We start from the raw sequence: 25,031 nt of genomic DNA on the forward strand, positions 1-25,031 counted from the left end.
TCTACTCTTTCGATCAGATGGTGGAAGGTTGCGGCATGAGCGGGTCAGAAGAGGACTTACCCGAGCGCAACAGGAAGATGGAGATAAACGTGGTGCTGAATACCAGTAGCCCCATGATGAGATAGGACTGGGCAAAGCCGTACTTCTCATAGCTGTAGCCTGCCAGCGGCGACAAGACCGAGGCAATCACCGAGCTTGTACAGGCAAAGCCCACCAAATAGAGGGTGGATGAGAGCCGCTTATCAAAATGCAAACTGTTGTATTTAAAGATTGAGACCAACAAAACGGGCAGCTCAACAGCGTGTAATAGCTTGGTAATGGAGATCAATACCGGCCCCTCAACCAGACCCGATGCCACCATACGCATCGCCATCACCATTCCCGCGAAAATCAGACCATTCTTCGCGCCAAGGCGATTCACCAGCCACGGGGCACAAAACATACCAGCCGCCTCAAGGAACACCTGGAAGGAGTTGAGATAGCCGTACATGGCGTTCCCTTCCTGCAACGTCGGGAACTGGGAGGAGAAATAGACCGGGAACTGCTGGTCGTAAACGCCATAAATACAGGTCCCGATAACGAAAAACACCAGCGCCCAGAAGCGCGGCAGCGTCAGCAGCCGCAAGGCGTCTTCCAGCGTGACCTTACCGCCGGACACCGCCTCCTGCATGGCGTGCGGGGCGGAAGAGACCCTGAGACGCGCCAGCAAAACAAAAAACACCAGGCCCGCACAGCTGGCAACAGCGAAGTTCAGCTTCGGATTAATGTTAAACAGGAGTCCCGCGAAAAAGGTTGCCGCCGCCCAGCCAAGCGATCCCCACATCCTCGCCTTGCCGAACTCAAACTGGCTCTGGCGGGCCACGCGCTCGGTATAGGACTCCAGTACCCCTATTCCGCCGTTAAACGTCAGGCCGATATAAATCCCGCCGAAAATGCTGCCGAGTAAAACGTTAACCTGCAGCAGATAACCAAATAGCAAAAAAGCCGGACCAGAAAGAATGAGCAGACAAGTCAGAAACCAGAGCAGGTTTTTACGCAGACCGAGTTTGTCCTGAATGAATCCATAGCAGATTTGAGCAAAAAGTGCGGAGACGGAAAGCACGGCATAGATAACGCCGGTATCCCCCGCTTTTAAGCCCACTTCCTGATGAAGCCAGATGGAGAGCAACGAGCCTGAAGATGACCAGGTGACAAAAAAGAAAAACAGTAATGCGCTCAGTAAAGGGTAGCTGTGAGAGTGATGCGTTTTCATCATGACATTCTCATGTTGGAGTAATGACTCAATGGTAACGTTAACATCGTTTCTTTCTCATGCTGTTTGCCTAAGATTTAAGATGTTAATCACGAAAGTTAACGTTAACATTAAAGGAATGAGATCGCGATCAAATATTCATCACTGAGGTAAGCATGACCAGGCCTGGGCATCAGCCTTCCTTTTACATCAGCGACTTAGTTGTATACCCTCTCACACAGAGCACTAACGGAGTAAGAAAATGGCTTCCCTGAAGGACGTCGCAAAGCTGGCTAACGTATCGCTGATGACGGTTTCCCGCGCGCTTAACAGCCCGGAGCGCCTTAAACCGGAAACGCTGGCGCGCGTTCAGTTGGCTATCGAGCAGACCAGCTACGTGCCTGACCTGTCCGCCAAAAAAATACGCGGTGCGCATGCCTCGCCTAAAACCATATGCGTACTGGCGCTCGATACAGTGACGACACCTTTCTCGGTAGAGATTACGCTGTCCATTGAAGAGACGGCCCGGATGCACGGCTGGAACAGCTTCGTGATGAATATGTTTACCGATGACAACCCGGACGCGATTGTCGACCTTCTCCTCTCTCATCGGCCTGACGGGATTATCTACACCACCATGGGGTTACGTCAGGTTCCTCTCCCGGCCAAACTCCTCACCCTTCCCTGCGTGCTGGCTAACTGCGAAAGTATCAATGAAAAAGTTGCCAGCTACATCCCTGATGATGAACAGGGACAGTACACTGCCGTGCATGCGTTACTCGCCGAGGGTTATCGACAGCCCCTGTGCCTGCATTTACCCGTGGACCATCTGGCCACAACCCGACGCCGTCAGGGGCTGGAACGTGCATGCTATGAAGCTGGGCTCGACCCGAACAGTCTGGAACATAGCTATATGGCGTTCGGGGACGAGCACTATCGTGACATTCCGTCAGTTTTGCTGGCGCACATTCAGAACGGCATTCCCCGATTCGACTCCGTTATCTGCGGCAACGATCGTATCGCATTGATGGTGTACCAGACGCTACTGGCTCAAGGGCTTCGCATCCCACAAGATATTGCGGTTATCGGTTATGACAATATGGTGGGCATCGGAGAACTCTTTCTCCCCCCTCTTTCAACGGTTCAACTGCCACATTATGAAATTGGACGTCTGAGTGCCCTGCATATTATTAACGGTGAAAACCATCGGGAAACAACGCGTGTTGAAAGTCCATTTTTAATGCGCGATTCCGTTGCGCATCTATAGAGACCAGGGATTTTTGCATATCATGGTGGCAAGGAGGTCGTATACCTTCTTTTATGTCAGCGAATGGCACGATTTGTCACACTCTTTTTTCTGCTTTTACACTCCAGGCCGACTGCCCATAACCGGCTGTTTTACTTTGTAATAAAGTGCAATTTTCTTTCAGAAAAGAGGGATATTCCCTCCCCTGTGCCCCATGTCACAAAACAGTAAACAAATTAACCATTGAGCCCCGTGGCAAAAGGCTCTATATTGGCGGCGTTTTTTTCAGGCCCCCATCTGTTTTTTAACTTTTTATTCAATCGTGGCTCATAACGAAGCGGCGGTTGTAGGAGTGATATGATGACGGATAAAGTCCGTATTGACACCGTAGATGCCCACAAAAGCAACGAAACCTATCTGGCCCGTCAGGCCGAGTTTGAATCTAACGTCAGGAGTTATCCGCGCAAACTGCCTTTAGCCATCACTAAAGCAGAAGGCGTGTGGATCACCGATGCAGATAATAAAGAATACCTTGACTGTTTAGCAGGCGCAGGGACCCTTGCGCTTGGCCATAACCATCCTGATGTGCTGAAAAGCATCCAAAATGTCATTACCAGCGGCTTGCCGTTACATACCCTGGATCTGACTACGCCTCTGAAAGACGCGTTTTCAGAATACCTGCTCTCTCTGCTGCCAGGTCAGGGCAAAGAGTACTGCCTGCAGTTCACCGGTCCATCCGGTGCTGACGCCGTGGAAGCGGCGCTGAAACTGGCGAAAAAAGTCACCGGCCGTAGCGGTATCATCAGCTTCTCTGGTGGTTACCACGGTATGACCCACGGCGCACTGTCCGTGACCGGCAACCTGTCTCCAAAAGAAGCGGTTGACGGTATGATGCCAGAAGTACAGTTCATGCCTTACCCGCACGAATACCGTTGCCCGCTGGGTATCGGTGGTGAAGCAGGCGTGAAAGCGCTGACCTACTACTTCGAAAACCTGATTAACGACGTGGAAAGTGGCGTGCGCAAACCTGCAGCCGTCATTCTGGAAGCCGTTCAGGGTGAAGGCGGTGTGAACCCGGCTCCAGTTGAGTGGCTGCAGCGTATCCGCAAAGTGACTCAGGAACACGGCATTCTGCTGATCCTCGACGAAGTGCAGGCTGGCTTTGCGCGTACCGGTAAATTCTTCGCCTTCGAACACGCTGGCATCGAGCCAGACATCATCGTGATGTCTAAAGCTGTAGGTGGCGGTCTGCCACTGGCTGTGCTCGGTATCAAAAAGCAGTTCGATGCATGGGCGCCAGGTCACCACACCGGTACCTTCCGCGGCAACCAGCTGGCGATGGCAACCGGTCTGACCACGCTGAAAATCCTGAAAGATCAGAACATCGCAGGCAAAGTAGCTGCACAGGGCGAATGGCTGAAAGGCCAGCTGAAAGAGATGGCGAAGCGCTATCCGGTAATCGGCCACGTTCGCGGTCTGGGCATGATGATCGGTATCGAGATCGTTAAGCCAAACGAAGCTGCTGACCACATGGGTTGCTTCCCGGGTGATGGCGAGCTGTCTGCCCTGATTCAGAAGAAGTGCTTCGAAGCCGGTCTGATTCTGGAGCGTGGTGGTCGCAACGGTATCGTTCTGCGTCTGCTGCCTTCCCTGCTGATCAGCGATGAAGAGCTGAAAATCTTCCTGGATAAATTCGAGCAGGCACTGCTTGCTGCGGGCGTTCGCCCGGCGTAACCGGAGTAGTTGAACACGATGTCAGATTCAAACCCAATTTTGTTCTCCTCTGCACAGAGCATTGAAGCTTACCAGCAGGCGATTGAACAAAGCACTCAGGCTGTGATGCAGTGGCTGAAACAGCCTGAGATGTACCAGGGCAAAACGGTCGCGGAACTGCGCGACCGTATTAAGCTGGATTTCAACCCGAAAGGGCTGGGCAACGAAGCGGCAATTGAACGCGCCGTGGAGTTCTTCCTGAAAGACAGTTTGTCCGTTCATCACCCACAGTGTGTGGCGCACCTGCACTGCCCAAGCCTGGTCGTAAGCCAGGCGGCAGAAGTGCTGATCAACGCCACTAACCAGAGTATGGACTCCTGGGATCAAAGCCCGTCCGCAACCATCATTGAGATCAAACTGATCGAATGGCTGCGTACCCGCGTGGGTTATCAGGCTGGCGACGCAGGTGTCTTCACCAGCGGTGGCACCCAGAGCAACCTGATGGGTCTGATGCTGGCTCGTGATGCGTTCTTTGCGCGTCAGGGCCACTCCGTTCAGCAGGACGGCCTGACGGGCGATCTGCGTAAGTTCCGCGTGCTGTGCTCAGAAAACGCGCACTTCTCCGTGCAGAAAAACATGGCGCTGATGGGTCTGGGCTACCAGTCCGTGGTGCAGGTGAAAACGGACGAATTCTCGCGCATGGATCTGACCGATCTGGCGGCGAAAATCGAACAGTGCAACGCGAATGGCGAACAGATCCTGGCGATTGTCGCGACAGCAGGGACCACCGATGCCGGTGCTATTGACCCTCTGCGTGCGATTGCTGAGCTGGCGGCAAAGCAGAATATCTGGGTACACGTTGATGCGGCATGGGGCGGCGCGCTGCTGATGTCTGAGCAGTATCGTCACTACCTGGACGGCATTGAACTGGTGGATTCCGTTACTCTGGACTTCCACAAGCAGTTCTTCCAGACCATCAGCTGCGGTGCGTTCCTGCTGAAAGAAGCACGCCACTATGAACTGATGCGCTATCAGGCGGCTTACCTGAACTCTGAGTTCGACGAAGAAGCGGGCGTGCCTAACCTGGTGTCCAAATCGCTGCAGACCACGCGCCGTTTCGACGCGCTGAAGCTGTGGATGAGCCTGGAAGCGCTGGGTCAGGAGCAATACGCAGCGATCATCGATCACGGCGTGACGCTGGCACAGCAGGTTGCGGCTTATGTGCAAGAGCAGCCTGCTCTGGAACTGGTTATGCAACCGCAGCTGGCAAGCGTACTGTTCCGCTTCCGCGGACAGGTGCAGACCGATGAAGCGGGTATCGCCCTGCTGAACCAGAAAATTGGTGATGCGCTGCTGGAATCCGGCCGTGCAAACGTCGGCGTGACTGAGCATAACGGTGTCACTTGCCTGAAGCTGACGCTGTTGAACCCAACCGTGACGCTGGAAGATATTAAAATCCTGCTGTCTCTGGTTGAGCGCACCGCTCAGGAAGTTCTGGCGAAGTAATACAAAACCCCTCTTCCGCAAGGAGAGGGGTTATTTTTATACCCCTGCCCACCACATTCTGGCTTTTAATCCCCAGTAACTCGTCCACCCCGTAGTCGTGCTGACAACGTCCCCCTTCGACACAATGACCAGCGTCGGCGTTACGCTTACCTGCCATTCCTGCGACAGCGCGCCGTTTTCATCGTTTATCACCGGCATTTTCAGCTGTTTCTTTTCAACCCAGCGCGCAAGCTTTGCGTCATCACCGGAACGCATGGCAATACTCACCACATTGCCACCCTCTTCTGCCAGCTTATTGACTGCAGGCGTGGTATAACGGCAGATGCTGCACCAGGTGGCCCAGACGTAAATCAGCAGCGGTCGGTCCTGACTGAGCGCCGCAATGTCGTGCATCGTGCCATCAATCCCCTGCATCGGAGTTGCACTAAACGTGGCAGGTAATGTCGGCTTGCGGTACTGATCCACACCCCACATCACGGCCAGCGCCAGCAGAACGAGTACGATCCCTTCCCGCGCCCAGCGGCGCAGTTTGCTGAATTTGCGGTTTTCCATTATGACCTCGAGAGTTAACGAAGGTCATCTTAGCGAGCTATGCGTCGTTTCGCTGTAAAGAAGTGTCGCGAGTGTACCGCTTTGCCACGCTGGTAAAACTTTAATCCTTGCGCGGTTGCCGTGTCGTGCTATGGCCATATTCGTATTGACCATAGCCTGAGTGGTAATACAGAGCTGCTGACTTCACCACGTCGTTCAGCACGGTCCCTTTTATGCACGCCCCCATTTGTTGCAGGCGCTTGATGCAGTTCTCCATCTCTTTCAGGCTGGTCTTGCCAAAGCGAGCAACCAGCAATGAAGTTGCAGCCACCCTGACTGCCACTGCGGCATCGGTAACAGCCAACACCGGCGGGGTATCAAGGATCACAAGGTCATAATGTTCATCTGCCCACGTCATTAACACTCTGAAGCGATCGCTCATCAGCAGTTCTGAAGGTTGCGATGGAACCGGCCCACAGGTCAGCACATCAATATTGCCTTTTTCATAGCGCTGAATCGCCTCCTGACACGCACATTTTCCGTCAAGCACCCCGGAAAGTCCGGTGTGGTTTTTTAAACCGAATACGTTATGGACATATCCCTCACGCATATCCGCGTCAATGAATAACACCCTGAGCCCGGCCTGTGCCTCAATCGCAGCCAGTGAGGTGCTGACCAGCGTTTTTCCGCAGTCCTGCGTCGGGCCAGAAATCATGACGATCCGGTTAGCGGCATCCTGCAACGTGAAATGCAAGCTGGTGCGTAACCCCCGCACAGCCTCAACAAAAATATCTGCGGGCCGGTCAACAGGCAGGAAAGGCACATCGGTAATCGTGTGACTCCAGCGCGAGCCAAATACTCTTTTCCTGTGCAGGTGCGTTTTTTTCCACAGCCACATCGAACGCGGCAAGGTAGCCATCACCTGAACTCCCAGCCCTTCAAGCTGCTCGGCGGTGTTGAGACCATGTCTGAGCGCAATGCGAACCAGCACCAGCCCCATTGAGAATATCAACCCCAGCAGGGCACCAAAAACAATAATCAGCGGCTTTCGCGGTTTAACAGGATCAGGTTGCGTCACAGCGCTGTCGATAATTCGCACGTTACCGATGGCGCTGGAACGTGAGATGTTCAACTCTTGCTGACGTGTGAGTAGCTGCAGGTAGATTGTCCGACCTGACTCCACATCCCGACTGAGGCGCAAAATGTCCTGTTGAGTCGAAGGCATGGCTGAGACACGCTGATTCAGGCGAACTTTCTCCTGTACCAGCGTCTGGCGTTTTTCACGCAATGCGCGGTAATTCGGGTGATCTTTCTTGAAGAGTTGAGAAATCTCCGCCTCACGAAACGTCAACTCGTTAAGCTGGTTTTCGATATTAACAATCTGTTCAAGAACCGATTTCGCTTCCAGCGAAAGATCGACCGAGTCACGCTGTTTGCGATACTGATTCAGCCGCTCTTCGGCCTGCTCGAGCTCGATTCTGATTTTAGGTAACTGCTGCTGTAAAAACGCAAGGCTTCGCGAATCCTGCGCTTCCTGACGGGCAATATTTTGCTGCAGGTAATTGTTGGCAATACGGTTGAGCACATGGGCAATACGATCAGGATCGTTGCCGGTCAGGGTGAGCGTCATTACTCCACTCTGTTTTGCCGATTCAACTACGCTAAATTGGTTGCTCAGCGCATTGATTGCCTCCAGACGGGAACAGGTTTGTAGCGTGAATTGCGTGCCCGTTGGGGCATTCAGTTTCGCCACCAGCAGGGAAATCCCATCTTTTTCAAAAGGTTTTCCCTCCCTACCCTCAGCATAAAAATTGTCGCCTTCCAGCCGGTATGCGCCTTTTTCCAGCACCGTGAGCAAAAGGGATCGTGGTTTTCCATCAACAAGTGGCAGTTGTAACCAACCAAGGGCGATCGTCGCTGGCTTACGGCCCTGCAACTGCGCCCACAACTGCCCTACGACAGGGAAAGTACGCCACGTCACGTGCTGCGTTAAACCTAATTCATCAACGGTAGCGCCCAGGATCATGCGCGATTTAAGCAGGAGTATTTCGGGTTCCACATCGGGAGACATCTCATTACCAAACTGTCTTAAATTTTTGAGCAGGCTATTATCCTGCTTTCCTTCCACCTGAATTAAGGCATCCGCGCGGTATACGGGCGTGGCCAAAAAAGCATACAGGCCTGCCAGCAAGGTAAAAATGACAGTCATCGATAAAATGACTGCACGATGATCGATCATTTCGCCGAGTAGACGAATGAGATCAATTTCATGATTTTCCGGTGTTGTGGCACCGTAACTGCCTGTTGTGTAAGACGACATTAACGCTTTATTCCTTGTTGACTCAATCGATGAGCCCATTCCTGGCTGGCTTTGCCCAGCAGTCCGAAAACATAGTCGAATGCTTCACGGCTTTTACGATAGGGATCGGGGATGTCCTGCGGCTCCAGCCATTGCCCAAAGAGCAGCGATTTGCCGCGAATTTCCGGGGCTATGGCAGAGATAAAGCGAAGATGAGCAGGTTCCATCACCAGAATAAGATCCGATTCCCGCATGATCTGCGGAGTTAATTTGCGCGCGCGATGTTCACCGAGTGAGAGCCCATGTCGCCCGGCCACGTCCTGAGCGTGGATATCCGCCGGGCTTCCTTCCAGCCCAAATATGCCTGCCGAGGTGATCTGTTTTCCCGGTAGCAACTGGCGTAACAACTGCTCTCCAATCGGTGAGCGACAAATATTGCCGGTGCAAACCACTAAGATGGAATCGAACATTATTGCGGCCACGATCTGATGTAACGGACCGTTTCGGTCAGATCATGAACACCGCTGATGGTCGGCACGAGCTGAGTAATGACGCGATTCCAGCGCGACAGCGGAGCCGTGGTGACATAAACAATGTCGTAGGGTTCAAGCTGGAATTCGGTGCCCAACACCATCGCAGAGGCATCCTGCGCATTAAGCTGATAAATGTTGGCGATTTTTCCCGCATTGTTGCCTTTAGCAATGGAGCGAATGACAAAAATACCCGTCGCATCGGCCATGTCCTGGTTCAACCCGCCCGCATTGCTCAGCGCTTCGGCAAGGGTCATCCCACTCCTGTCCATCTTCAGCGTGCTCTGCTTAATCACTTCCCCCATCACAAAGACTTTCAGTGCGTCATTGCGTGGAACAAAAAGAATATCGCCCGGGTAGAGCAGCTTATTTTGCGTCAGGTCGCCGTGCTGCATCAGCGCGTACAGAGAGAGGTGTAAATCTTTCCCCTCGTGAGTGAGAACCACATTGCGCCAGTCAGCGTCAGCAGAAAGCCCACCCGCCGCGTTGACGGCATCCATAACCGTCATTGGAATATTAGTGATAGCCTGCTGGCCAGATTTGGCGACTTCGCCAGTGACATAAGCTTTTTGCGAGCGGAAGGACGCCACGCTGACATCCACCTGCGGGCTTTCGATAACGCTCTCCAGTCGTGTGGCGATCTCCTCTCTCACTTCAGAGACCGTTTTTCCCGCCACAGTGACCTTTCCGACATAGGGATAAAAGAGGGTACCATCCGCGTTCACCCAGTTACCGGCATCACTGGCACTACGATATTGCCCAGCCGGTGTTGTCAGTTCAGGGTGATCCCAAACGGTAACGGTTAAAACATCACCTGCTCCAATGCGGTATTCCCAGTTTCTGAGCTGCTCATCCAGCTTAGGATTTGGCTGAGATTTCACGACGGCGGGACGCAATTTTTCAATCAGGGAAGGGGTAAGTGGATAAAGATCCACACGCTTATCAACATTATTATATTCATCACCCGTCGTGATGATATTTTTCCCTGATGAGCTTAATGCTTGCCCGGGAGAAAATACACAGCCAGTCAACTGACTTATCGCTAAGAATATTACAAATAGTGTAGTTGTGTTTTTCATTAAAATTAATTTATGATTCATGAGCACAACAAACGTATAACAGAAAATTCAGGAAGAATTACTGAACCCATCAACGCTCTGTTTTTCATGCAGTTAAATAAAAAAACACATCATCGAATGATGCGCTGGATTAATTTAAGAAACGGAAGGAAGTTGAATTGAAAATTAAACCGCTCCGCTTTTATAAGTTTAATTTGTCTTTAAAAAAAACGCATGTCTTTCAGATCACAAACTTAGAGTAAATTTATACTTTCAGAATTAATTAAAAAACACATTTCTGTACTGAATTGCTTTTAGGAAATATCATTCATAAGCAAAATGGTATTAACCATTTGATCTACACAAAATCGTCCACTTTTGTTACATTTTTTTTCTAACAGGGTCTGCTGGGATACTTAAAATAGGCTGTCTGCCACATCGTCATCACTACAGCAGGCTGAGAGTATCAGTAACGATATAACTGGAGAAAAAATGGCTAAGCGTACATGGCTACTTCTGGGTGTAATAATGTCTCTTGCGAGTGCGGCTTCAGCAGCCCCGCAAACAGCGTCAGCGTCTGGCGGCATCAAAGCTTATGAAGAACAAGAGTTCATCGCTGATTTCACGAAGTTCAAAATTGGCGACACCGCACCTGCGCAGTATCAAACGCCCGAGTACACCATCAAACAGTACCAGTTGCGTAACCTCCCGGCACCGGATGCCGGTACACACTGGACCTATATGGGCGAGAATTACGTCCTGATCGGTGATACTGATGGCAAAATCTACAAAGCCTATAACGGAGATATCTTCTATCATCGCTGATTCGATCCTGATTCGCCCGTGGCAGGAGAGCGATCGCCCTTTCCTGCGCACGCTCTACCTCCACGCCCGGCGTGAAGCCTGGCCGTGGCTGGACAATTCACAGTGGCAGCTTGAAGACTTTGATGCAGCAACCCGTGACGAAGTAATTTGGGTCGCCGTGCAGAACGGTCATCGCCTGGGTTTTGCTTCAGTCTGGACGAACGATAATTTCCTGCACAACCTGTTTGTTGACCCGCAGTATCAGAGCCTTGGAGTCGGACACTTGCTCCTGGAGCAGGTGCAGAAGACGTTTGCCAGCTCAGGTTCGCTTAAGTGTCTGGAGAAGAATTCGCGGGCTGTTGCGTTTTACCAGCGACACGGCTGGCACATTGAGTCGAAGGGAATTTCTCCGGACGGAGAGTACTATCTGATGCATTACCGGCTTGGGTAAAGTCAGGTGGCGCTACGCTTACCTGACCTACAAAACCGTATTCCGTAGGCCGGGTAAGGCGAAACCGCCACCCGGCAATTCGGAGCTGGGAACTTACACCGCGCGGAACGCGATATCACCCGGTATCACTTCACCCTGCCAGTAAAGCTGCGCTGCAACGCGCCCCGCCAGCTGGCGATACATCTCAGCAAATTCGCTGTCCGGACGGCTGACGACCGTCGGTTTTCCGCTGTCGAGATCCTCACGCAGAGTGATATGCAGCGGCATCTGGCCAAGCAGTTGGGTGTGATATTTCGCGGCCAGTTTTTCTGCCCCACCCGTACCAAAGATCGGTTCGTGGTGACCGCAGTTGCTGCAGATGTGCATGCTCATGTTTTCAACAATACCGAGCACCGGCACTTCCACTTTCTCGAACATCACGATGCCTTTTTTGGCGTCGATCAGCGCGATATCCTGCGGCGTGGTCACCACAACCGCTCCCGTAACCGGAATATTCTGCGCCAGCGTGAGCTGAATATCACCGGTCCCCGGCGGCATATCCAGCACCAGATAATCCAGATCCGGCCACATCGTCTCCTGCAGCATCTGCATCAGCGCTTTGCTGGCCATCGGGCCACGCCAGACCATGGCGTTATCATCGGTGACCAGATACCCAATGGAGTTGGTCGCCAGGCCATGAGCCATGATGGGGGCCATGTGAGTGCCATCCGGCGAGGTTGGACGCTGGTTTTCCGCCCCCAGCATGTTTGGAATAGAAGGCCCGTAGATATCGGCATCAAGAATACCGACCTTTGCCCCTTCTGCCGCCAGCGCCAGCGCCAGGTTAACCGCGGTGGAGGATTTACCTACCCCGCCTTTGCCTGAACTTACGGCAATTATATTTTTCACACCGTTCACGCCCGGCTGGTTTTTCACCCGCTTCAGGGTAGCGATGCTGTGGGTCAGCTTCCAGTCAATCGCTTTTGCACCGGTAATGCGCAGCAGTTCAGAGCTGGTTTGCTCTTTCAACGCGTCAAATGCGCTGCTCCAGACGAACGGCATCTGCAACTCAATGTGCAGGGTATCGTCCAGCCAAGCGACGTGGTGCAACGCTTTCAGCGTCGTAAGATTATGTTTCAGGGTTGGATGCTGAAAGTTAGCCAGCGTCCCGGCGACCATTGCTCGTAAGGCTTCCGGTGATTTGGCCTGGGATTGAGAACTCATCCCGACTCCTTTGTTCTTGTGAATAAGACCTTAGATGAACAAGTTTACCTGAAAGGCCGTGGTTTGTGCTTACTTAATAATGCCCCTTTTGGTAATATCAAAAACCCTTTTCACAGTTAAAAGAAGTAATGCCTACTATGACTCAAGTCGCGAAGAAAATTCTGGTAACGTGCGCACTGCCGTACGCCAACGGCTCAATCCACCTCGGCCACATGCTGGAGCATATCCAGGCTGATGTCTGGGTCCGTTACCAGCGAATGCGCGGCCACGAGGTTAATTTCATCTGTGCGGATGATGCCCACGGCACGCCGATCATGCTGAAAGCTCAGCAACTGGGGATTTCCCCGGAGCAGATGATTGCCGAAATGAGTCAGGAGCATCAGACTGATTTTGCTGGCTTTGACATCAGCTACGACAACTATCACTCCACGCACAGCGACGAAAACCGTGAGCTGTCGGAGCTGATCTACACGCGTCTGAAAGAGAACGGTTTTATCAAAAACCGCACCATCTCCCAGCTGTACGATCCGGAAAAAGGCATGTTCCTGCCGGACCGTTTCGTCAAAGGCACCTGTCCAAAATGTAAATCCCCGGACCAGTACGGCGATAACTGCGAAGTGTGCGGCGCGACCTACAGCCCGACCGAGCTTATCGAGCCGAAATCCGTGGTGTCCGGCGCAACGCCTGTGATGCGTGACTCCGAGCACTTCTTCTTCGACCTGCCATCCTTCAGTGAAATGCTGCAGGCATGGACCCGCAGCGGCGCGCTGCAGGAGCAGGTAGCGAACAAGATGCAGGAGTGGTTCGAGTCCGGTCTGCAGCAGTGGGATATCTCCCGCGATGCACCGTACTTTGGTTTCGAAATTCCGAATGCACCGGGTAAATATTTCTACGTCTGGCTGGACGCGCCAATCGGCTACATGGGCTCCTTCAAGAACCTGTGCGACAAGCGTGGCGATACCGTCAGCTTCGACGAATACTGGAAGAAAGATTCCACAGCCGAGCTGTATCACTTCATCGGTAAAGACATCGTTTACTTCCACAGCCTGTTCTGGCCAGCAATGCTGGAAGGCAGCAACTTCCGCAAGCCGACCAATTTGTTCGTACACGGCTACGTGACGGTAAACGGCGCGAAGATGTCCAAGTCCCGCGGGACGTTCATCAAAGCCAGCACCTGGCTGAACCACTTCGATGCGGACAGCCTGCGCTACTACTACACCGCGAAGCTCTCTTCCCGCATCGACGATATCGACCTGAACCTGGAAGATTTCGTGCAGCGCGTGAACGCCGACATCGTCAACAAAGTGGTGAACCTGGCATCCCGTAACGCGGGCTTTATCGCCAAGCGTTTTGACGGCGTGATGGCAGCCGAACTGGCTGACCCTGCCCTGTACAAAACCTTCACCGATGCCGCAGCCACCATTGGCGAAGCGTGGGAAGCGCGTGAGTTCGGTAAAGCCGTGCGTGAAATTATGGCACTGGCAGACCTGGCTAACCGCTATGTGGACGAGCAGGCTCCGTGGGTTGTGGCGAAACAGGAAGGCCGTGATGCCGATCTGCAGGCTATCTGCTCCATGGGGATCAACCTGTTCCGCGTACTGATGACGTACCTGAAGCCGGTTCTGCCACAGCTTGCTGCACGTGCAGAAGCGTTCCTGAACACTGAACTGACCTGGGATGCGATTGCTCAGCCGCTGCTCGGCCACAAGGTGAACACCTTTAAAGCGCTGTACAACCGCATCGAGATGAAGCAGGTTGAAGCGCTGGTTGAAGCTTCGAAAGAAGAGGTGAAAGCCGCTGCTGCGCCGGTTACCGGCCCGCTGGCTGACGATCCGATTCAGGACACCATCACCTTTGATGATTTCGCGAAAGTTGACCTGCGCGTGGCGCTGATTGAAAACGCGGAGTTTGTGGATGGCTCCGATAAACTGCTGCGTCTGACGCTGGATCTGGGCGGCGAGAAACGTAATGTCTTCTCGGGTATTCGTTCTGCGTATCCAGACCCACAGGTGCTGATTGGCCGCCAGACGGTCATGGTGGCTAACCTGGCACCACGCAAAATGCGCTTTGGTATTTCTGAAGGCATGGTGATGGCCGCAGGCCCTGGCGGGAAAGATATCTTCCTGTTAAGTCCTGACGAAGGCGCGAAGCCTGGTCAGCAGGTGAAATAACAAAAAAGCCGGAGATAATCTCCGGCTTTTTTTATGGCTTCGCGCTGTGTATGCGATTCGTCAGCCCGCGCAAGAAATAGCGCATAAACTGGTCTCCGCACTCGCGATAGTTCTTATGGTCCGGGGCACGCATCATGGCGGTGATCTCTGGCATCGAGACGCGGAATTTCTGCTCGGTCATGATCGCCAGGATATCGTCAGTCTTCAGTGAAAACGCAATACGCAGCTTTTTCAGCACCGTATTGTTGTTTACGCGACGCTCCAGCGCCAGCTCTGGCGCAGACTCATCTTTACCGCGCTTGTCATAGATCAGGCCGTTCAGGAAGCCAGACAGAATAATGTCCGGGCAGCGGACAAAGCCCTCTTCGTCTTCTTTGGTCATCCAGGTATCGAAACCGGCCGACGTGGACTCCATGTCGGAGAGCGCAAGAATGCGCACCATGTCGTTATTATTCGCTTTCAGGATGTAGCGCAAGCTACGGAGAATATCGTTACTGAGCATAGAGCCTTCGAATGTCGATGATGCAATGGCGCGCAGTGTACCAGCTTTACAGGCCAATCGCCTCTTTCAAACTCTTCAGGTAGCGACGGCTAACCGGCACCGTTTGCCCGGCGCGCAGCACCAGCTCTGCCTGACCGTTGTCTTCCAGGCGGATCTCTTTCAGGTGCGCCATATTGACCAGATACTGGCGATGGCAGCGAATGAGCGGCGTGCGGCTCTCCAGCGTCCGCAAGGTCAACTCGGTAAACCCTTCATTTCCTTCCGCACTGGTGACAAATACGCCGCTCAGGCGGCTGCTGACAAATGCCACATCATCCATCTGCAAAAGATAAATCCGGCTGTGTCCGGTGCAGGGGATAAACTTCAGCGGCTGCTGGTTCTCGGGCAACAGCGTGACATCCTGAACGGTACGCTCCTGGCGTAATCGGGTCAGGGTCTTTTCCAGCCGCTTCTCTTCAATTGGCTTGAGTAAATAATCAAACGCGTGCTCCTCAAAGGCTTTAACGGCATATTCGTCGAATGCGGTTAAAAACACGATGTAGGGACGATGCTCCGGATCGAGCATCCCGACCATCTCCAGCCCGCTGATTCGGGGCATCTGAATGTCGAGGAACAGCACGTCCGGGCGCAGTTTGTGGACAGCACCGATAGCCTCAATGGCGTTCGCACACTCACCCACAATCTCAATATCAGGCTGTTCCTGCAGCAGAACGCGCAGGTTTTCCCGTGCCAGCGGCTCGTCATCCACAATCAGCACTCTTAACATGCGTTCTCCTCCAGCGGCAGTCGTACGGTAATTCGGGTAAATCGATCGGGCTCACAGGCGACGGTGATGCCGCAGTCATCGCCAAAATGGGCACGCAGACGTTTATCTACCAGACTCATCCCTAAACCTCCTGTAGCGGAAGGCTGGTAAAGCCCGGCGTTATCTTCGATATCGAGCACCAGATGATGATTAAAACGGCTGGCGGAAATAGTGACCTCCCCGATACCCAGAAGCTGTGAGGTACCGTGTTTGATGGCATTTTCTACAATAGGCTGCAGGGTAAAAGCAGGAAGATGTTGATGGGCCAGCTCATCCGGGACGGAGAGCGACACCTGCAGGCGCGACTGGAAACGTGCCTGCTCAATCTGTAGATAAGCATTAACGTGCTCAATCTCATCGGCCAGGGTCACGATCTCAGAAGGACGCTTCAGGTTCTTACGGAAAAAGGTCGACAGAAACTGCACCAGCTGCGCGGCCTGATCGCTGTCGCGGCGGATGACCGCTTTAAGCGTATTAAGGGCGTTAAACAGGAAGTGCGGGTTCACCTGAGCATGCAGGAGTTTTATCTCTGACTGGGTCAGCAACGCCTTCTGGCGCTCATACTGCCCGGCCAGGATCTGTGCGGAAAGCAACTGGGCGATCCCCTCCCCCAGCGTGCGGTTGATGGAACTGAACAGGCGATTTTTCGCTTCATACAGTTTGATGGTACCCATCACTCTCTGGTTTTCTCCGCGCAACGGAATGACCAGCGTAGAACCCAGTTTGCACTGCGGATGCAGCGAACATCGATAAGGCACTTCGTTACCATCGGCATAAACCACTTCACCAGTTTCAATGGCGCGCAACGTATAGGCTGAGGAGATGGGTTTCCCGGGCAAATGGTGATCGTCCCCGGTACCGGTAAAAGCCAGCAGCCGCTCACGGTCTGTTATCGCCACGGCACCGATATCCAGCTCTTTATAGAGAACCAGCGCAACCTTCATGCTGTTTTCTTCGTTAAAGCCCTGGCGCAGGATCCCTTCCGTCGAAGCTGCAACCTTCAGCGCAGTTGCGGAAAACGCCGAGGTGTACTTCTCAAACATGGCACGTTTATCGAGCAAAATACGCATAAACAGCGCCGCCCCCACGGTGTTGGTCACCATCATCGGGGCGGCAATGCTGCTGACCAGGTGCAGCGCATCCTCAAACGGGCGGGCAATCAGCAAAATGATCGCCATCTGCGCCATTTCGGCGACAAAGGTAATCGCACCTGCGGTCAGTGGGCTGAAGACTTTATCCGGACGGCCACGTTTGATCAGATAGCTATGCACCAGGCCACCGAGCAGCCCTTCTACGATCGTGGAAATCATGCAACTGAGTGCCGTCATCCCGCCCATGGAATAGCGATGCAGGCCACCCGTTAAACCGACAAGACCACCGACGACGGGACCGCCAAGCAATCCCCCCATCACCGCGCCGATAGCGCGCGTATTAGCAATAGAATCTTCGATATGGAGGCCAAACCAGGTCCCCATAATGCAGAATATGGAAAATACCACGTAGCAGAGGAATTTGTGCGGCAGGCGGACGGTGACTTGCATCAGCGGAATAAACAGGCGCGTTTTGCTCATCAGCCAGGCGATGACAAGGAACACGCACATCTGCTGAAGCAACAGCAGCACCAGATTAAACTCGTACATACTCAAAACCGCACACGCTAAAAACGCGTAACATACACTGATAAGGGGCTACTTTCTTTGAAGCACCCCAAAAAAGCGCAAAATCGTGTCCGTTATCACACCTTTTTCTGAATATCGCGCATGCTTCGCATTGTTTGTTCAAAAATCAATCAATTCTTCCTGGTTCGGCAAAGTGGGTCTACATTTAAACTGGGAAAGCGTGAGCCAGGGGGCGAATATGGCGCTTTACACAATAGGTGAAGTAGCACTCCTTTGTGATATCAATCCCGTTACCCTACGGGCGTGGCAACGGCGGTATGGATTACTCAAGCCGCAAAGAACAGATGGCGGACATCGCCTTTTCAACGATGCCGATATCGACCGGATCCGTGAGATTAAAAGCTGGATCGACAACGGTGTGCAGGTTGGCAAAGTAAAGTCTCTGCTTTGCCAGGACGATCCTGACACACAACACCTCTGGCGCGAACAACAGGAAACCCTGCTAAGACTTCTGCAGGCAGGCAACCTGCAGCGCCTGCGCGCATGGATAAAAGAGCAAGGGCGCGATTATCCGGCACAAACGCTGATCACGCATCTTTTCATTCCGCTTCGCCGTCGTCTGCAGTGCCAACAGTCCACCCTGCAGGCGCTGCTCAGTATGCTTGATGGTGTGCTTATCAACTACATCGCCGTCTGCCTTGCCTCCGCGAAGAACAAGGCCGGGAAAGATGCGCTGGTGGTCGGCTGGAACGTGCACGATACCACCCGCCTGTGGCTGGAAGCCTGGATTGCGACGCAAAAGGGCTGGCGCGTGGATGTCCTTGCGCATTCGCTGGCGCAGCTGCGACCCGAATTTTTCGATGGTCAGACTCTGCTGGTCTGGTGTGGCGAAGTGCCATCCGCCTCGCAGCAACAGCTGCTGACGGAATGGCGTGAACATGGTTACCCGGTTTACTCACTTGGCCCGGATGAACCGTAACGGCATTTAATGGTTCATTAACAGCTGCGCTTCACCGTATAATTGTTCCGTTAACAACAGGAGCAGATGATGAAGGCAACCAAACTGGCCATTATTACCCTTTTTGTCCTGATGGCCGTGAGCGGTATCGGCGGCGTGATGCTGGCAGGATACTCGTTTATTGTTCGCGGCGGTGTCGGCTGAGGTGCAGCGTCAGCCGCTCAAAAACGCGATCGACGACGATCGCCGCCAGCGCGACCAGCACCGCCCCCTGCACAATATAGGCCGTATTAAACCCGCTTAAGCCGATTATAATCGGCGTTCCCAGCGTATTGGCTCCTACCGTCGACGCAATTGTTGCCGTTCCGATGTTGATAATGACCGACGTGCGGATCCCGGCAATAATAACGGGCGCCGCTAATGGCAATTCAACCTTACGTAGCTGCTGCCCGCGACTCATTCCCATCCCTTCAGCCACACTCAATACAGATGCCGGTACTGCCGCGATACCCGCCAGCGTGCCCTGCAGAATGGGCAATACGCCATATAAAATCAGCGCAATAATTGCCGGTTGCTGGCCAAAGCCCATGACCGGAACCGCTATCGCCAGCACCGCCACCGGCGGAAACGTCTGACCAATGGCCGCTATCGTCTCAACCAGCGGACGAAATTCCCGGCCTGCTGGACGTGTCACCGCAATGCCCGCCCCCACTCCCAGCACAACAGCAATAGCGCTTGAGAGGACCACCAGCCAGAGATGTGCCAGGGCAAGATTAATAAAGCTCTCCTGCTGATAGACCGGTCGTGGCAGCCCGGGAAAAAGGGTGCTGAACAGCGCCGCGCTGTGTGGCATCAGAAACAGTAAGGCGACAAAGATGGCTACCAGCCAGAGAAGCGGATCACGCAGTGTTTTCACGTATCACCTCCCCGGCCAGCAGATCGCGAAAATGCAAAGCACCACACGGCGCACCGCGGGCGTCCGCAACAGGTAGCACCTCACACTGACCCGCAACAAACGCGGAGAGCGCATCCCGCAGGCTCATCTGCTCCTGCAACGGTTCACCGCTCACCGGCGCATCTTCCCGACGCATATAGTCGCTGACCGTCCGCAAGGAGAGCAGCCTGACCCCCAGTTCACTACGGCCAAAAAACTCACGCACAAAATCACTTTTCGGATGGCTTAACAGTTCGAGCGGGCTCCCCTGCTGAACCACTTCGCCGTGATCCATCAGCACCAGATGGTCGGCCAGGCGCAGGGCTTCATCAATATCGTGCGTCACGAGAACGATCGTACGTCCGAGAATGCGGTGAATACGGGTCATTTCCGTTTGTAGCGCCCCGCGCGTGACCGGGTCAAGCGCACCAAAGGGTTCATCCATCAACAATACCTGTGGGTTGGCCGCCAGGGCGCGCGCTACCCCCACCCGCTGCTGCTGTCCCCCGGAAAGCTGGTGCGGATAGCGGTCACGCAGTGTGGACTCTAGCCCCAGTAGAGACATCAGTTCATCAACTCTGTCAGCTATTTTTGCCCGCGACCACTTCTCCAGCTGCAGCACAGTGGCAATGTTCTGCGCCACCGTCCAGTGCGGAAACAGGCCTATCGACTGAATGGCATATCCCATCCGGCGACGCAACTCCAGCACCGGCAGGCTGCGGATCTCCTCTCCGGCAAAGCGGATCAAACCGCTATCATGCTCAACCAGACGATTGATCATCTTCAGGGTGGTGGATTTTCCCGAGCCCGAGGTACCTATCAGCACGGAAAACGCACCCTCGGCAAAGTTCAGGTTCAGATGGCTTGCCGCCGGGCGTCCCGCAAAAGTTTTACTGACATCATGAAATTCAATCATTGGCTCTTCTCCTGAGCAGCGCGAGCCATAAGGCAAACAGCGCGTCGACAACAACCGCCAGCGCAATCGTAGGAACCACGCCTAATAACACCAGATCCAGGGCACTACTCAGCAGCCCCTGGAATACCAGCGCGCCGAAACCGCCCGCCCCAATCAGCGCCGCAATGACCGCCATGCCAACGGTTTGCACCGCCACTACCCGCAGGCTACGCAGCAGGAGAGGCAGTGCCAGCGGAAGCTGTATCTGCCAGAAACATTGTCTCGTGCTCATCCCCATCGCATGGGCGCTTTCCAGCACATCCGGGGCGACCTGACTTAAGCCCGCGACCACGCCGCGTACCAGCGGCAACAGTGCATACAACACCAGCGCGATCAGAGCGGGGGTTAATCCCGTACCGGCGATACCTATTGTTCCCAACACAGGAAATGACTTCACCAGCCCGGCCAGGGGGGCAATCAGCAGACCAAACAGCGCAACGGAAGGGATAGTCTGGATAACGTTCAGCACGGCAAAAACGCCCCCCTGACGTGAAGGGTGACGATAGCACCACATGCCCAACGGGATCCCGAGCAGGAGAGCCGGGAAGAGCGTCCCGAAGAGAATGGTCAGATGTTGCGTCAGGGCATCATCAAACACCTCCTGACGGTTGGCGTACTCCTTTAACAGCGAGAGATTATTCAGTTCGCCACTAAACAGCAGGAGCAATGGAATAACCCATATCTGTGCATTAAGCACCCAACGCCAGACGGACGCAGAGATGAGGCGACGTATAGCATCGCTGCAGGCGAGCAGGCACAACGCCAGCCACAGCCACAGGCCGCTCCCCACCGTTGTTCTTGCCAGCGGGCTTTCCGCCGAAGCCATATGCGTTGCCGCAAGCCCGGCTCCCCAGAAAAGGGTGATAAAAAGCCCTTCAGAGAGCAGCAACGTCAACCATTGTGCTGTACGACCTTGCCAGAGCGATAGCGCAACCCACGCCCCCGGTGCCACCGCAAGCAACCACGGTGTAAACGACCAGACTTCCCAGAGAGAACGCCCCTCCCCCGACATCAGGCGATTAGGGGCGACATTCACAAACGGTAACGCGACCGCTGCGATGGTCACACAGGCCAACAGCAGCAGGACGCGGTTATGACATTTTATTGGCACAGCCTTTTCCCGTTACTTCACAAGCCCTTGTTGTTTCAGGAAGTCGGCGGCCACTTTTTTGGCATCCAGCCCCTCGACGGCAATGCTGGCATTCAGCTGTTGCAGCGTTTTTTCATCCAGTTTTTCGAAAACAGGTTTGAGCCAGTCGGCAATCTCCGGGTAGGCTTTCAGCACTGCCTCACGTACCACCGGCGTCGGGGCATAAATCGGCTGCACGCCTTTTGGATCGGTCAGGGTTTGCAGGCCAAGTGCCGCGACCGGGCCGTCGGTACCGTAGGCCATGGCCGCGTTAACACCCGAAGTTTTCTGTGCAGCGGCTTTGATGGTCACCGCCGTATCGCCGCCTGCCAGAGAGAGCAGTTGCGCCTGGTCAAGCTTGAAGTCATAGGCTTTTTCGAACGCAGGCAGCGCATCAGGACGCTCGATAAACTCTGCCGACGCGGCAAGCTTAAAGTCGCCCTTCTCTTTCAGGTAGCGGCTGAGATCGGCCAGGGTAGTCAGCTTCCCTTTCTCCGCCACGTCTTTACGCACGGCGATAGTCCAGGTGTTGTTGGCCGGAGCCGGGGTCAGCCAGACCAGCTTGTTCTGTTCAGCGTCGAGCTTTTTGACTTTGTCATATCCGGCTTTGGCGTTTTTCCAGGCCGGATCGTTTTCATCTTTGAAGAAGAATGCGCCGTTGCCGGTGTATTCCGGGTAGATATCCAGCTCGCCGGAAGTAATCGCGCCGCGCACGACGGGCGTGGTGCCCAACTGGACTTTATTGACGGTTTTGACGCCGTGGCTTTCGAGCACCTGCAAAATGATATTGCCGAGCAGCGCGCCTTCGGTATCTATCTTTGAGCCCACTTTTACCGGCTCCGCCGCCTGTAAGGGCAGACTTATTGCCGCCAGCAACACCGCAGCTCCCAACATCCCCTTTGCAATCGTCATTCCGCTATCCTCATATTTTTTGCTGCCTTTTTCAGAGGCTTGAGAGAAAAGCGTAGCTTAAAACGGCGTGATTAACCGTCAAAATGCCTTTTTAGCATAAGATAAGACGCATCCCCCGCGAACGGGGGATGCAAAGGAAGGAAAGGTTACAGCAGTTCGAACTCGCCTTTATTCACCCGGGCAGAATCCACACCGATAAACACGTTGAATTTGCCAGGCTCAGCATCGTATTTCATCTGCTGATTCCAGAACTTCAGCGCGTCCACGTCAATTGGGAAGCTGATGGTTTTGGTTTCACCCGGTTTCAGGTTGACCTTTTCAAAGCCACGCAGCTGCTTCACCGGACGGCTCATGGAGGCAGTCACATCCTGAACGTACATCTGGATCACCGTAGCCCCTTCGCGCTTACCGGTGTTTGTCACCTCAACGCTGGCTGTCACTTTACCGTCACGCTTCAGGCTCGGGGACGACATTTTCACGTCAGATACCTTGAAGGTGGTGTAGCTCAGGCCATAACCAAACGGGTACAGCGGGCCATTAGCTTCGTCGAAGTAACGAGACGTGTACTTGTTCGGTTTGTCGGCGTTGTACGGACGACCGGTGTTCAGGTGGCTGTAGTAGACCGGGATCTGACCAACGGAGCGCGGGAAGGACATTGGCAATTTGCCTGACGGGTTGTAATCGCCAAACAGTACGTCGGCTATCGCGTTACCGCCTTCGGTACCGGCGAACCAGGTTTCCAGAATCGCGTCAGCCTGCTGGTCTTCTTTCACCAGCGCCAGCGGACGACCGTTCATCAGCACCAGCACCAGCGGCTTGCCCGTCGCTTTCAGGGCAGCGATCAAATCGCGCTGGCTTTGCGGAATGGTGATATCGGTACGGCTGGAAGCTTCATGCGCCATCCCCTGCGCTTCTCCCACAACCGCCACAACGACATCAGACTGTTTTGCCGTTTTAACCGCTTCGTCGATCATCTCTTTCGGCGTGCGCGGGTCAACCTTCACCGCTTCCTCATACTGGTTGAGGAACGTCACGATGTCTTTATCGTTAGTGACGTTAGCCCCTTTGGCATAGACCACACTGGCGTTTTCACCGACAGCGTTCTTAATACCCGTCAGCACGGTCACGGACTGGTCAGCGACGCCCGCCGCGGACCAACTCCCCATCACGTCGCGCTTGCTGTCGGCCAGCGGACCGACCACGGCAATGGTGCCAGATTTTTTCAGCGGCAGCGTGTCGAGGCGGTTCTTCAGTAGTACCAGGCTTTCACGCGCAACTTCACGCGCTTCTTTACGATGCAGACGGCTTTCGGCGTTGGTATCTACCGGGTCAGAGTCTTTCGGCCCCAGGTGACTGTACGGATCGTTAAACAGCCCCATGTCGTATTTCACGTTCAGCACGTGACGCGTGGCATCGTCCAGCTCCGCCATCGTTACCTTGCCACTCTTCACCAGCACCGGCAGGTATTTGCTGTAGTACTCGTCGCTCATGCTCATGTTAATGCCGGACTTGAGCGCCACGCGCACGGCATCTTCCGGATCGGATGCGGTACCGTGTTTGATCAGTTCTTTAATGGCGCCGTGGTCAGAAACGGTGATGCCCTTAAAGCCCCACTGGTCGCGCAGTACGTCTTTCAGCAGCCAGGAATCAGACGTCGCAGGCGTGCCGTTCAGCGAGTTGAGCGCCACCATCACCGCGCCGCTGCCCGCGTCCAGACCTGCCTTGTACGGCGGCATATAGTCGTTGAACAGGCGCTGCGGGCTCATGTCAACGGTGTTATACTCTTTGCCGCCCTCCACTGCACCGTAAGCGGCGAAGTGCTTCACGCTGGTCATGACAGAGTAACGGTCTGCCGGGCTTTTGCCCTGCATCGCTTCCACCATGGTTTTGCCCATCGTGGCGGTTAAATAAGTATCTTCACCAAAGCCTTCGGACGCACGGCCCCAGCGCGGATCGCGGGAGACGTCGACCATCGGTGCCCAGGTCATGTTCAGGCCATCATCTGCCGCTTCATACGCGGAAACTCGCCCCACGGTTTTCACCGCGTCGAGGTTAAAGGAGGAGGCTAAACCAAGGCTGATGGGGAAGACGGTGCGCTGACCGTGCAGCACGTCATAGGCGAAGAACAGCGGTATTTTCAGGCGACTGAGTTCCATCACCTGATCCTGCATTTTACGGATGTCCTGGCGGGTAACGGTGTTAAAAATCGCCCCGACCTGACTATCCTTAATCATTTCACGGATGGCCTCTTTCGGGTTATCCGGGCCAACGCTGATAAGACGCAACTGGCCGATTTTCTCATCGACCGTCATTTTCTTGAGCAATTCCGTCACAAACGCGTCCCGGGCTTCAGGCGTAAGCGGATGATTGCCAAACAAATCCTCTGCCAGCGCGGGTTGCAGCGCCAGGCTGACGGCAACACCTACAGAACATAGCCATTTCATGTTGTTATACTCTCTCATCAATAACCGCCG

Annotated in this window: 22 protein-coding genes; 8 read left to right on the forward strand and 14 right to left on the reverse strand. The window is 54.1% G+C overall.

Features of this window, described 5'->3' with window-relative positions:
• Window positions 1-13: 13 nt before the first annotated feature.
• Window positions 14-1,255 carry an MFS transporter gene (locus LCD46_14845; GenBank protein ID UOY69352.1) on the reverse strand — a complete coding sequence of 414 codons (1,242 nt, stop codon included), beginning with the start codon at window positions 1,253-1,255 and terminating at the stop codon, window positions 14-16.
• 238 nt (window positions 1,256-1,493) lie between these two features.
• Here LCD46_14845 and LCD46_14850 point away from each other — a divergent pair, with 238 nt between their 5' ends.
• From LCD46_14850 to LCD46_14860, 3 genes are all read left to right on the forward strand, one after another.
• Entirely contained in the window at window positions 1,494-2,498 is a 1,005-nt protein-coding gene (locus LCD46_14850) for a LacI family DNA-binding transcriptional regulator (protein ID UOY69353.1), read from the forward strand.
• 336 nt (window positions 2,499-2,834) lie between these two features.
• A complete protein-coding gene (locus tag LCD46_14855) occupies window positions 2,835-4,211 on the forward strand; it encodes a diaminobutyrate--2-oxoglutarate transaminase (GenBank protein ID UOY69354.1) in 1,377 nt (458 codons plus the stop codon).
• 18 nt (window positions 4,212-4,229) lie between these two features.
• Window positions 4,230-5,696, forward strand: coding sequence for an aspartate aminotransferase family protein (locus tag LCD46_14860; protein UOY69355.1), 1,467 nt, complete (start codon window positions 4,230-4,232; stop codon window positions 5,694-5,696).
• Between the two features lie 36 nt (window positions 5,697-5,732).
• Here the strand turns inward: LCD46_14860 and LCD46_14865 are convergent, their stop codons facing one another.
• The 4 genes from LCD46_14865 to LCD46_14880 form a co-directional block, all read right to left on the reverse strand.
• Window positions 5,733-6,248, reverse strand: a complete 516-nt coding sequence (locus LCD46_14865; GenBank protein ID UOY69356.1) for a protein disulfide oxidoreductase — start codon at window positions 6,246-6,248, stop codon at window positions 5,733-5,735.
• A 100-nt stretch (window positions 6,249-6,348) separates the two neighbouring features.
• Window positions 6,349-8,547, reverse strand: a complete 2,199-nt coding sequence (etk, locus tag LCD46_14870; protein ID UOY69357.1) for a tyrosine-protein kinase — start codon at window positions 8,545-8,547, stop codon at window positions 6,349-6,351.
• Window positions 8,547-9,008 (reverse strand): protein tyrosine phosphatase, encoded by a 462-nt coding sequence (locus LCD46_14875; protein ID UOY69358.1) that lies wholly within the window; start codon window positions 9,006-9,008, stop codon window positions 8,547-8,549. The genes etk and LCD46_14875 overlap by 1 nt, the downstream gene beginning before the upstream one ends.
• Window positions 8,996-10,135 (reverse strand): polysaccharide export protein, encoded by a 1,140-nt coding sequence (locus tag LCD46_14880; GenBank protein UOY69359.1) that lies wholly within the window; start codon window positions 10,133-10,135, stop codon window positions 8,996-8,998. The genes LCD46_14875 and LCD46_14880 overlap by 13 nt, the downstream gene beginning before the upstream one ends.
• 471 nt (window positions 10,136-10,606) lie before the next feature.
• On the opposite strand from LCD46_14880, the gene LCD46_14885 reads away from it, so the two are divergent.
• Window positions 10,607-10,939, forward strand: coding sequence for an RcnB family protein (locus LCD46_14885; GenBank protein ID UOY69360.1), 333 nt, complete (start codon window positions 10,607-10,609; stop codon window positions 10,937-10,939).
• Window positions 10,890-11,369 carry a GNAT family N-acetyltransferase gene (locus tag LCD46_14890; GenBank protein UOY69361.1) on the forward strand — a complete coding sequence of 160 codons (480 nt, stop codon included), beginning with the start codon at window positions 10,890-10,892 and terminating at the stop codon, window positions 11,367-11,369. Before LCD46_14885 ends, LCD46_14890 begins: the two co-directional genes overlap by 50 nt.
• Window positions 11,370-11,462: 93 nt before the next feature.
• Here LCD46_14890 and apbC read toward each other — a convergent pair whose 3' ends face one another.
• A complete protein-coding gene (gene apbC, locus LCD46_14895; GenBank protein UOY69362.1) occupies window positions 11,463-12,572 on the reverse strand; it encodes an iron-sulfur cluster carrier protein ApbC in 1,110 nt (369 codons plus the stop codon).
• Window positions 12,573-12,709: 137 nt separating this feature from the next.
• Between apbC and metG the strand changes: the two genes are divergently transcribed.
• On the forward strand, window positions 12,710-14,743 hold the full coding sequence (metG, locus tag LCD46_14900) for a methionine--tRNA ligase (protein UOY69363.1): 2,034 nt from the start codon (window positions 12,710-12,712) through the stop codon (window positions 14,741-14,743).
• Between the two features lie 31 nt (window positions 14,744-14,774).
• On the opposite strand, the gene LCD46_14905 is transcribed toward metG, so the two are convergent.
• Genes LCD46_14905 through LCD46_14915 form a run of 3 tightly spaced genes read right to left on the reverse strand, consistent with a single transcriptional unit; the run spans window position 14,775 to window position 17,690 of the window.
• Window positions 14,775-15,245: a DUF1456 family protein gene (locus tag LCD46_14905; protein UOY72975.1), complete on the reverse strand. Its 471-nt coding sequence runs from the start codon at window positions 15,243-15,245 to the stop codon at window positions 14,775-14,777.
• Window positions 15,246-15,291: 46 nt separating this feature from the next.
• Window positions 15,292-16,011, reverse strand: a complete 720-nt coding sequence (btsR, locus tag LCD46_14910) for a two-component system response regulator BtsR (GenBank protein ID UOY69364.1) — start codon at window positions 16,009-16,011, stop codon at window positions 15,292-15,294.
• The gene (locus tag LCD46_14915; GenBank protein UOY69365.1) at window positions 16,005-17,690 is read right to left on the reverse strand and encodes a sensor histidine kinase; all 1,686 of its coding nucleotides are present in this window, start codon (window positions 17,688-17,690) and stop codon (window positions 16,005-16,007) included. The genes btsR and LCD46_14915 overlap by 7 nt, the downstream gene beginning before the upstream one ends.
• Before the next feature lie 217 nt (window positions 17,691-17,907).
• Here LCD46_14915 and mlrA point away from each other — a divergent pair, with 217 nt between their 5' ends.
• Window positions 17,908-18,648 carry an HTH-type transcriptional regulator MlrA gene (gene mlrA / locus LCD46_14920; GenBank protein ID UOY69366.1) on the forward strand — a complete coding sequence of 247 codons (741 nt, stop codon included), beginning with the start codon at window positions 17,908-17,910 and terminating at the stop codon, window positions 18,646-18,648.
• Window positions 18,649-18,717: 69 nt separating this feature from the next.
• On the forward strand, window positions 18,718-18,831 hold the full coding sequence (locus LCD46_14925; protein UOY72976.1) for a protein YohO: 114 nt from the start codon (window positions 18,718-18,720) through the stop codon (window positions 18,829-18,831).
• On the opposite strand, the gene LCD46_14930 is transcribed toward LCD46_14925, so the two are convergent.
• From LCD46_14930 to bglX, 5 genes are all read right to left on the reverse strand, one after another.
• Complete coding sequence (locus LCD46_14930; GenBank protein ID UOY69367.1) at window positions 18,806-19,543, reverse strand: ABC transporter permease; 738 nt, start codon at window positions 19,541-19,543, stop codon at window positions 18,806-18,808. The two genes, LCD46_14925 and LCD46_14930, sit on opposite strands and share 26 nt — an antisense overlap.
• Window positions 19,527-20,477 carry an ABC transporter ATP-binding protein gene (locus LCD46_14935; protein ID UOY69368.1) on the reverse strand — a complete coding sequence of 317 codons (951 nt, stop codon included), beginning with the start codon at window positions 20,475-20,477 and terminating at the stop codon, window positions 19,527-19,529. Before LCD46_14935 ends, LCD46_14930 begins: the two co-directional genes overlap by 17 nt.
• Complete coding sequence (locus LCD46_14940; GenBank protein UOY69369.1) at window positions 20,470-21,627, reverse strand: ABC transporter permease; 1,158 nt, start codon at window positions 21,625-21,627, stop codon at window positions 20,470-20,472. Before LCD46_14940 ends, LCD46_14935 begins: the two co-directional genes overlap by 8 nt.
• A gap of 12 nt (window positions 21,628-21,639) precedes the next feature.
• Window positions 21,640-22,557 (reverse strand): ABC transporter substrate-binding protein, encoded by a 918-nt coding sequence (locus LCD46_14945; protein UOY69370.1) that lies wholly within the window; start codon window positions 22,555-22,557, stop codon window positions 21,640-21,642.
• A 146-nt stretch (window positions 22,558-22,703) separates the two neighbouring features.
• Window positions 22,704-25,001: a beta-glucosidase BglX gene (bglX, locus tag LCD46_14950; GenBank protein UOY72977.1), complete on the reverse strand. Its 2,298-nt coding sequence runs from the start codon at window positions 24,999-25,001 to the stop codon at window positions 22,704-22,706.
• Between the last annotated feature and the right edge of the window lie 30 nt (window positions 25,002-25,031).

It is taken from the genome of Enterobacter ludwigii (assembly GCA_023023105.1).
Taxonomy (GTDB): domain Bacteria; phylum Pseudomonadota; class Gammaproteobacteria; order Enterobacterales; family Enterobacteriaceae; genus Enterobacter; species Enterobacter adelaidei.

Bases quoted from the DNA above. Each gene is read 5' to 3' on its own strand.
- mlrA (UOY69366.1), top strand. From the start codon at position 17,908: ATGGCGCTTTACACAATAGGTGAAGTAGCACTCCTTTGTGATATCAAT.
- LCD46_14935 (UOY69368.1), bottom strand. From the start codon at position 20,477: ATGATTGAATTTCATGATGTCAGTAAAACTTTTGCGGGACGCCCGGCG.
- etk (UOY69357.1), bottom strand. From the start codon at position 8,547: ATGTCGTCTTACACAACAGGCAGTTACGGTGCCACAACACCGGAAAAT.
- bglX (UOY72977.1), bottom strand. From the start codon at position 25,001: ATGAAATGGCTATGTTCTGTAGGTGTTGCCGTCAGCCTGGCGCTGCAA.
- LCD46_14860 (UOY69355.1), top strand. From the start codon at position 4,230: ATGTCAGATTCAAACCCAATTTTGTTCTCCTCTGCACAGAGCATTGAA.
- LCD46_14915 (UOY69365.1), bottom strand. From the start codon at position 17,690: ATGTACGAGTTTAATCTGGTGCTGCTGTTGCTTCAGCAGATGTGCGTG.
- LCD46_14925 (UOY72976.1), top strand. From the start codon at position 18,718: ATGAAGGCAACCAAACTGGCCATTATTACCCTTTTTGTCCTGATGGCC.
- LCD46_14845 (UOY69352.1), bottom strand. From the start codon at position 1,255: ATGATGAAAACGCATCACTCTCACAGCTACCCTTTACTGAGCGCATTA.
- LCD46_14855 (UOY69354.1), top strand. From the start codon at position 2,835: ATGATGACGGATAAAGTCCGTATTGACACCGTAGATGCCCACAAAAGC.
- LCD46_14885 (UOY69360.1), top strand. From the start codon at position 10,607: ATGGCTAAGCGTACATGGCTACTTCTGGGTGTAATAATGTCTCTTGCG.
- LCD46_14905 (UOY72975.1), bottom strand. From the start codon at position 15,245: ATGCTCAGTAACGATATTCTCCGTAGCTTGCGCTACATCCTGAAAGCG.
- apbC (UOY69362.1), bottom strand. From the start codon at position 12,572: ATGAGTTCTCAATCCCAGGCCAAATCACCGGAAGCCTTACGAGCAATG.
- LCD46_14945 (UOY69370.1), bottom strand. From the start codon at position 22,557: ATGACGATTGCAAAGGGGATGTTGGGAGCTGCGGTGTTGCTGGCGGCA.
- metG (UOY69363.1), top strand. From the start codon at position 12,710: ATGACTCAAGTCGCGAAGAAAATTCTGGTAACGTGCGCACTGCCGTAC.
- btsR (UOY69364.1), bottom strand. From the start codon at position 16,011: ATGTTAAGAGTGCTGATTGTGGATGACGAGCCGCTGGCACGGGAAAAC.
- LCD46_14890 (UOY69361.1), top strand. From the start codon at position 10,890: ATGGCAAAATCTACAAAGCCTATAACGGAGATATCTTCTATCATCGCT.
- LCD46_14865 (UOY69356.1), bottom strand. From the start codon at position 6,248: ATGGAAAACCGCAAATTCAGCAAACTGCGCCGCTGGGCGCGGGAAGGG.
- LCD46_14880 (UOY69359.1), bottom strand. From the start codon at position 10,135: ATGAAAAACACAACTACACTATTTGTAATATTCTTAGCGATAAGTCAG.
- LCD46_14850 (UOY69353.1), top strand. From the start codon at position 1,494: ATGGCTTCCCTGAAGGACGTCGCAAAGCTGGCTAACGTATCGCTGATG.